Genomic DNA, 7,535 nt, shown 5'->3' on the forward strand with positions numbered 1-7,535 from the left:
CGCGGAGGCGAGCACCTTGGTCTGGTCGTTGCTGAACTGCCCGACGAAGAACTGCGGCAGTTGGGTGACCGTCTGCGTCGACGGCTCGACGAGGAAGACGAGCGGGAACAGGTATTCGTTCCAGGCGCCGATGAGGGTGAAGACGATGATCGCCGCGCCGATCGGCTTCATGAGCGGCAGGATCACGTACCAGAATCCCTGGAACGTGCCCGCCCCGTCGATCCGCGCCGCATCGAAGAGGTCGTCGGGGATGCCGTTGACGAAGTTGCGTGCGAGCAGCACCGTGAACGGCACCTGCAGCGCGGCGAGCGGCAGGATCACGGCCCAGTAGGTGTTGTAGAGGTTCAGTGTCGTCGTCGTGGCGAACAGCGGCGTCAGCAGCACGACACCCGGCAGGGTGAGTGCCGCCAGCAGCATCCAGAAGAACACCTCCTTCCCCCTGATGTGCAGCTTGGAAAAGCCGAAGGCCGCGAGCATCGTGAACACGTAGACGATGGCGATGGTGGCCAGCGCGATGATGGCGCTGTTCCTGAAGAACAGCGGCAGCTCCGGCACCCCGAGGACCGTCGTGTAGTTCTTCCAGCCCTCGCCGGCGAGCGATCCCTGCACCATGGCGATCAGCGGGAGCAGGAACGGCACGACGAGCAGCGTGAGCACGAGCTGCAGGAGGATCCTGCCCATGGTCGTACGAGCGGTGAGCATCAGCGCATCACCCCTTTCTCTTTGCGCCGGAGATTGAGCAGGATGCCCATCACCAGCGCGATCACCAGCAGCATGATGGACAGCGCCGCCCCGTAACCGACCTCTCCGAGCGGGATGCTGGTGCGGTAGATCATCGTGCCGAGGAACTCGGTCGCGAAGTTCGGGCCGCCGACGGTCACCAGATACGGGATGTCGAAGGTCTTTAGCGATCCGATGGCGCTGAGCGTCGCGAGGGCGAGGGTCGTGCCCCGCACCCCGGGCCAGATGATGCTGACCAGTTTGCGCAGGTTGCCCGCGCCGTCCATCTCGGCGGCCTCGAGCACCTCGAGATCGATCTGGCTCATGGCCGCGTAGTAGAGGATGACGGTCATTCCCGTCCACTGCCAGACGGTGATGATCATGATGACCCACAGCGCCGTGCTCGACTGGGCCAGCCACGGCTGGGCGATCGCACCGAGCCCGATGTGGTTCAGCAGCCAGTTGACCTGGCCGTCGTTGGCGAAGATCTGCCGGAACACCGGAGCGGTGATCGCGGGAGCGAGCACGACGGGCACGAACAGCACCACCTTGTACACCGTCCCGAACCACGGTCGCGAGTGCAGCAGTGCCGCGAGGACCATGCCGAGGGCGGTCTCGGCGACGAAGGTGACCACGAAGAACAGGACCGTGTGCCGGATCGCCATCCAGAACACGGGATCGGCGAAGACCTTGGCGTAGTTCGACAGGCCGACCGACGGCGGATTCGGCGTCGTCCCGTTCCAGTCGAGGGTCGAGATGTAGCCGGTGTAGCCGACGCAGTAGTAGATCAGGCCGACGGAGAGGATGAGCGCTGGCAGTATCCAGGTGTACCCCTGCGGCCCGACGAGGGGGCGCCGGCGGGCGGCGCCTCCTCGTCGATCTCGCGCATGCGACATGTCAGTTGTCACCGGAGGACTGCAGCGTCGCCAGCGCCTGGGCCGGTGTCGCCTTGTCACCGGCCACCGAGGCGGTCGCGACCCCGATCGCCTGGCCGAGCGCCGTTCCCACGTCGCCGAGACGCGGCTCGCTCGTCGTGCTCGCGGCCTTGATGAGGGTGTCGAGCGTCGACTGCTGCTTGCTGGCGTCGACGAGCGTGATATCGCTCCACTTCGGCGAGACGTCCGTGAGCGACGAGATGTCGTTGAGGGCGTTGGACACGAGCTGTTGCGCCTTGTCCGTGGCGGTCAGCCAGGTCACGAAGGTCTGAGCCGCCTTCTGGTGCTTGGACTTCACGTTGACGGCGAGCCCGTAGTCCGCGTCGCCGAAGAGCGGTGTCGGGTTGCCCGCGCCGGTGATGTCGGGGAACGGTATGGACACGATCGGGAACGGCTTCGCATCGGCGACCCCCGCAGCGGAGACCGCTGCCGTCGCGCTGGCGACGGTCGAGTACTGCATGTACCAGGTGCCCATCATGACCATCGCGGCCTTGCCGGAGAGGAAGTCGTTGTTGACGTCGGGGTACTGCTGCATCCCCTGCGCGCCCTTCTGGATGATGCCGTCGTGGAAGAGCTCCCTGAACGTCGTCATGGCCTTGACGAGGTTCGGGTCCGTCCACTTCGCGGTGCCGGCGACCGCCTTCGACCACAGGCCGGGTTCGATGCTGTCGGCGATGGCGTGCAGCATGTCCTGGTTGAAGCCGTTGTCACCCGCGCCCTGCTCGAAGCAGATCTGGCCCTGAGCGGCGAACTGCTTGCAGACCTGCACCCAGTCGTCGAGGGTCTTCGGCGGGGTCAGCCCGTCCTTCTCGAACAGCGTCGGGTTGATCCAGATCGGGCCGGCGAAGGTCGAGCCGACGGAGAGGGCCGCCAGCTTGCCGTCCTTGGTGGTGAGTCCTGCGGGGCCGATCGCCGCGACCTTGGACTTCCAGTCGCTGCCGAGTGCCTTGGTGATCGCGGGGGTCAGATCGATGGCCGAGCTCTGGTAGGCCTCGATCGACCCGATGCCACCGCCGGGCGCCATGTTGAACACGTCGGGACCGACCGACGAGGCGAGCGCCGGCCGGATGACCGAGTCGTAGCTCGCCGTCGCGACCTGCTTGTAGGTGACCTTGATGTTCGGGTATTCCTTATTGAAGGCCGCGATGTACTGCTTGCCGACGCCGATCTCGGGCGTCCACCCCCACCAGCTGATCGCCCCGGAGGTGGCGGAGTCTTTGGTGGCCGTCCCGCCGGAACCGCTGCATCCGCTGAGGATGACGGCGACCGACGCCGCCACCGCGATGGCCGCGGCGGCGCTTCTCCGGCGGCCGACTCGACTGAAACGCTCAAACATCATTGTTCTCCTTGAGTTCCATGCCACCGAATGTGGCTGCACGACCCGGCACCGCGTCCGTGCGGTCCGTTTCCGGCGGACGACCTCCGGTGCCTGGCTCGTGCGGTCTACGGTAATTCTGTCAAAAACGAGGCGTCAAGTTTTATGCCATAATTGGAAAACTTTCGTTGGCCCTTTGCGATCGCAGGGAGCCCGTCATCGGATCGGAGAACTCCAGGATGAGCACGACATCGACAGAATCGGGGAAGCCGCCCGCCGAGCGCCGCTCCACCCTCACCGCGGTGGCGAACGAGGCCGCGGTGTCGATCGCGACCGTGTCGAAGGTGCTGAACGGTCGCCCTGGCGTCTCGCCGGAGACGCGTGAGCGGGTCACGGGCGTCCTGCGCCGCAACGGGTACCGCAAGCGCGGCACCGAGCGCACCTACTCCCCCCAGATCGAGCTCGTCTTCGGGTCTCTCGACGGCGAATGGGCCATCGAGCTCGTGCGCGGAGCGGTCCGCGTGGCCAGCGAGCACCACCTCACCGTCGCCGTGAGCGAGAGCGGGGTGCGTCACGGCGTGGCCCCCGGATGGGCGAAGGCGGTGTCCAAGCGGCAGCCGGCCGGCGTCATCCTCGTCGCCTCCGACATGCCGACGAGCGACAAGTTCGAACTGCGGGCGCGCAACGTCCCGTTTGTCATCGTCGATCCGGCGGGGGATCCCGCCCCCGACGTCCCCTCGATCGGCTCGACCAATTTCGCCGGGGGGATGGCGGCCGCGCGCCACCTGATCGAGCTGGGGCACACGCGCATCGGCGTGATCGCCGGGCCGGACGACCTGATGGCCACCCGTGCCCGCGTCGCCGGGTTCCGTTCCGCGATGGACGCGGCGGGACTTCCCGTCGACGAGAGCCTGGTGATGTCCCGCGAATTCACGGAGGAGGCGAGCCCGGCGGCCGGGCACAGCCTGCTGTCCCGGCCGGATCGTCCGACCGCGATCTTCGCGACGAGCGACGTGAAGGCCCTCGGCGCCTACGAGGCCGCCAGGGCGCTCGGCATCGGCATCCCCGACGGGCTCTCGATCGTCGGCTACGACGATCTGCCCATCGCCCGCTGGGCGGGGCCGCCGCTGACCACCGTCAGGCAGCCGCTCGCGGAGATGGCACAGGAGGCCACCAAGCTGGTGATCCGCCTGCGCCACGAGCCCCCGTCGACCGCCGATCGGCTGGAGCTGGCGATCTCCCTCGTTGTCCGCGGCAGCACGCAGCGCCTCGGCTGAGGCCGCTCAGGCCGCCAGCGGCTTGGCAGGGGAGTGCCAGTTCGCGGAGCCGTCGATCTCCACGATCGAGATGAGCAGCGTGTCCTGACGGACGCCGATGGCGGCCATGTTCTCGACCATCGCCGCGTACATGCTCTGCTTGGCCTCCGGGGTGTAGCCGTACGAGGCGAGCACCTGGATGAAGATGATGTCGTCGCGCGCCGCCTCGGGGAAGGTGGCGCTGAAGACGAGCTCGCCCCGCTCGTGCAGCGTGAAGATCTGGAACAGGTCGTCTCCCGGCATGGTCAGGCCGTCGATGAGGCTCTTGTGCAGTGCCGCGCTGATCTCCCCCATTCGCGGCCGGTGGGAGTTGTGCATGTCGATCCGGATGTGGGGCATGACCGTCTTTCTGTCGTCGTCGTTCCGGCGAGTCCGGCCCGACGCGCTCTCACGTTAGTGTCGATCAAAAACCATTGTCAATCTTCACACCCTTTTACGAAACCTTTCAGTAACGATCGACACCGATCGCCATGGCCGTCCCGGCGGGGTCGACCACGTTCGCCGACACGGAGCGAGGGAATCCGCCCGGTTGCTGTCAGTCTGGACACATGACCGAACTGCTCGTCGTGATCGTGATCGGCCTGGTGGTGATCGCCGCCGCGGCCGTCGTCGCTCCGCGCCTCGGGATCGCCTCCCCCCTCGTGCTCGTCGTGGTCGGCGTCGCAGCGAGCTTCCTGCCGGCGTTCGGGTCGGTGCGCATCGAGCCGGAGTGGATCCTCGCCGGTGTCCTGCCGCCCCTGCTGTACTCGGCGGCGGTGTCGATGCCGGCGATGAACTTCCGCCGCGAGTTCGGGGCGATCAGCGGCCTGTCCGTGGTCCTCGTTGTCGGCAGCTCGCTTCTGCTCGGTCTGTTCTTCATGCTCGTCATTCCCGACCTCGGTTTCGCGTGGGGCGTCGCCCTGGGCGCCATCGTCAGTCCGACCGATGCCCTGGCGACCTCGATCATCAAACGGACGGCGGTCTCCAGCCGCGTCGTGGCGATGCTCGACGGCGAGAGCCTGCTCAACGATGCGACCGCGCTCGTGCTACTCCGCACCGCGATCGTCGCGACGGCGGCGACGTTCTCGTTCTGGGGCGCCGTCGGCACCTTCGCCTACTCGATCGTCGTGGCCATCATCATCGGCGCGCTGGTCGGATGGCTCAACCTCGTGGTGCGCAGGCGCGTGACCAACCCGACCGTCAATACCGTCATCTCCTTCGTCGTTCCGCTGGTCGCCGCCGTGCCGGCGGGGCTCCTCGGGGCATCCGGTCTCGTCGCGGCCGTCGTCGCCGGGCTCATCACCGGGATCTTCGCCCCGCGCTACCTGTCGCCGCAGAACCGTCTGTCGGATTCGCAGAACTGGCGGACGGTCGAGCTCGTGCTCGAGGGCGCGGTGTTCCTCACGATGGGGCTGCAGATCACCTCGATCGTGACGAAGGTCGAGCGGGATCACGGCGGCGTGCCGACGGCCGTGCTCGTCGCGGCCGGGGCGCTCGTCCTGACGATCCTGCTCCGCGCGGCCTACATCGCGCCGCTGCTCTGGGTCCTCCGACGCGCCTCCCGGCGCGGCGAGCGGATGCAGGATCGGCTCCAGGGCATGCAGGACAGGCTGAACACGTCGGAGGGCAAGCAGGAGACCGTCGATCGGATCAACGCCCGCCCGGGACGCAAGGCCTCGGAGCGCGACCTCAACCGCTTCGCCGTGCGGATCACCCGGATGCTCGCCGACATCGACTACTTCCGCCGCGAGCCGCTCGGCTGGCGGGAGGGCACCGCGGTCGTGTGGGCCGGCATGCGCGGCGCGGTGACCGTGGCCGCGGCGCAGACACTCCCCACCGACACGCCACACCGGTCGACGCTCGTGCTCGTCGCGTTCGCGGTCGCGGCGATGTCCCTCCTCGTCCAGGGCGGCACCATCGGACCGCTGTTGCGTCTCATCACCCCGAAGGCCGACCAGGCCGCGATCGCCGAGAAGACGAACGACGAGGTGACCCGGATCTTCGAACTCCTGCGGACCTGCGCGGAGTCGATCCCGCAGCCACCGCGCCGGGAGGACGCCCCTCGAGACGAGCAGTTCGAGGCGGTCAAGGCCTATCGGCTCGCCGTGATCGCGGCCCAGCGGTCCGCCCTGCTCGATGCGCGCGACAACGGCACCTTCGACGCGGAGGTCCTCGCCGGCGAGCTGGCGAACCTCGACGCCTCGCAGATCGCCATCGAGATGCGCGACAGACTCGCCGACTGAGACGAGGGGCCGCACGCGGCGTCCCGGCGCCGCACCGGCCTCAGCCGGACACCCCTCCGAACAGCAGGCCGAGCAGGTAGGTCACGGCCGCCGCGCCGAAGCCGATGGCGAGCTGGCGCAGCGCCCGGCGAAGGGGAGGACCGCCGGACAGCACCCCGACGATGGCGCCGGTCCCGAGCAGCGCCAGCCCGACCAGGGAGGCCGCGAGGATCAAAGCCCCGAGGCCGCTGAGGCCGAAGAGGAACGGGATGATCGGGATGATCGCCCCGGAGGCGAAGAAGCAGAAGCTCGAGAGCGCCGCCCCCAGGCCGGTGCCGATGGCCTCGTGCTCGTCGGTCTCCTCGACGACGGCGAGCCTGTTGTCGCGGAGGACCTCGGCGGCGTGCACACTCGCCTCCTCCTCCGACATGCCGCGGGCGCGGTAGACGAGCGCGAGCTCGTTCGCGTCGACGTCCAGATGGGACAGGGCGGAGTTGCTCTCCGGGTTCGGGGCGGATGCCTCGAGCAGCTCCCGCTGCGAACGCACCGACACGTACTCCCCTGCCCCCATCGACAGGGCGCCGGCGAGCAGGCCGGAGATGCCGGTCAGCAGCACGATGTGGGTGGGCACGCCGCTGGCGCTGATGCCGATCACGAGCGCGAGGTTGCTCACGAGACCGTCGTTGGCGCCGAACACCGCCGCGCGGAAGGTCCCGGACAGCCGGTTGCGTCCACGGGTCGCCAGCCCCCTGACGACCTCCTCGTGGATGCGCTCGTCCGCCGCCATCGCGGCCGTCGCATCCGCGTCCTCCTCGTACGGCGATCGCGCCTCCGCACGCTGGGCGAGGGCGAGCACGAACACGGAGCCGAAGCGCCGCGCCAGGAAACCGAGGATGCGGGTGCGGATGTCGCCCCGGAGCGGCTTGCCCGCCTGGTCGCCGAGCAGCACCTTCCAGTGCTCCTCGTGGCGGCCCTCCGCCTCGGCGAGGGCGAGCAGGATCTCCCGCTCCTCCCCGGTGCGGCGGGAGGCGAGGTCGCGATAGACGGC

At 68.4% G+C, this 7,535-nt stretch carries 7 protein-coding genes; 2 read left to right on the top strand and 5 right to left on the bottom strand.

Annotation, left to right across the window (positions count from 1 at the left end; genetic code table 11):
* The 3 genes from VGC18_RS05895 to VGC18_RS05905 form a co-directional block, all read right to left on the bottom strand.
* A partial coding sequence (locus VGC18_RS05895; RefSeq protein ID WP_331095224.1) for a carbohydrate ABC transporter permease occupies positions 1-702 on the bottom strand: 702 nt, incomplete at its 3' end.
* The gene (locus VGC18_RS05900; protein WP_331095226.1) at positions 702-1,628 is read right to left on the bottom strand and encodes a sugar ABC transporter permease; all 927 of its coding nucleotides are present in this window, start codon (positions 1,626-1,628) and stop codon (positions 702-704) included. The genes VGC18_RS05895 and VGC18_RS05900, both read right to left, overlap by 1 nt.
* Entirely contained in the window at positions 1,618-2,994 is a 1,377-nt protein-coding gene (locus VGC18_RS05905; RefSeq protein WP_331095228.1) for an ABC transporter substrate-binding protein, read from the bottom strand. The genes VGC18_RS05900 and VGC18_RS05905 overlap by 11 nt, the downstream gene beginning before the upstream one ends.
* A gap of 215 nt (positions 2,995-3,209) precedes the next feature.
* Here VGC18_RS05905 and VGC18_RS05910 point away from each other — a divergent pair, with 215 nt between their 5' ends.
* Positions 3,210-4,247, top strand: coding sequence for a LacI family DNA-binding transcriptional regulator (locus VGC18_RS05910; protein WP_331095230.1), 1,038 nt, complete (start codon positions 3,210-3,212; stop codon positions 4,245-4,247).
* Between the two features lie 6 nt (positions 4,248-4,253).
* On the opposite strand, the gene VGC18_RS05915 is transcribed toward VGC18_RS05910, so the two are convergent.
* The gene (locus tag VGC18_RS05915; protein WP_331095231.1) at positions 4,254-4,625 is read right to left on the bottom strand and encodes a tautomerase family protein; all 372 of its coding nucleotides are present in this window, start codon (positions 4,623-4,625) and stop codon (positions 4,254-4,256) included.
* A gap of 209 nt (positions 4,626-4,834) precedes the next feature.
* Between VGC18_RS05915 and VGC18_RS05920 the strand changes: the two genes are divergently transcribed.
* The gene (locus tag VGC18_RS05920; protein WP_331095233.1) at positions 4,835-6,508 is read left to right on the top strand and encodes a sodium:proton antiporter; all 1,674 of its coding nucleotides are present in this window, start codon (positions 4,835-4,837) and stop codon (positions 6,506-6,508) included.
* 40 nt (positions 6,509-6,548) lie between these two features.
* On the opposite strand, the gene VGC18_RS05925 is transcribed toward VGC18_RS05920, so the two are convergent.
* The coding region (locus VGC18_RS05925) for a VIT1/CCC1 transporter family protein (RefSeq protein WP_331095235.1) at positions 6,549-7,535 on the bottom strand (987 nt) is incomplete at its 5' end.

This window comes from Lacisediminihabitans sp., from assembly GCF_036404185.1.
Lineage (GTDB): Bacteria > Actinomycetota > Actinomycetes > Actinomycetales > Microbacteriaceae > Lacisediminihabitans.

What these genes read in the sequence shown, in the direction of transcription:
- VGC18_RS05905 (WP_331095228.1), bottom strand. Translation starts at nt 2,994, where the DNA reads ATGATGTTTGAGCGTTTCAGTCGAGTCGGCCGCCGGAGAAGCGCCGCC.
- VGC18_RS05910 (WP_331095230.1), top strand. Translation starts at nt 3,210, where the DNA reads ATGAGCACGACATCGACAGAATCGGGGAAGCCGCCCGCCGAGCGCCGC.
- VGC18_RS05915 (WP_331095231.1), bottom strand. Translation starts at nt 4,625, where the DNA reads ATGCCCCACATCCGGATCGACATGCACAACTCCCACCGGCCGCGAATG.
- VGC18_RS05920 (WP_331095233.1), top strand. Translation starts at nt 4,835, where the DNA reads ATGACCGAACTGCTCGTCGTGATCGTGATCGGCCTGGTGGTGATCGCC.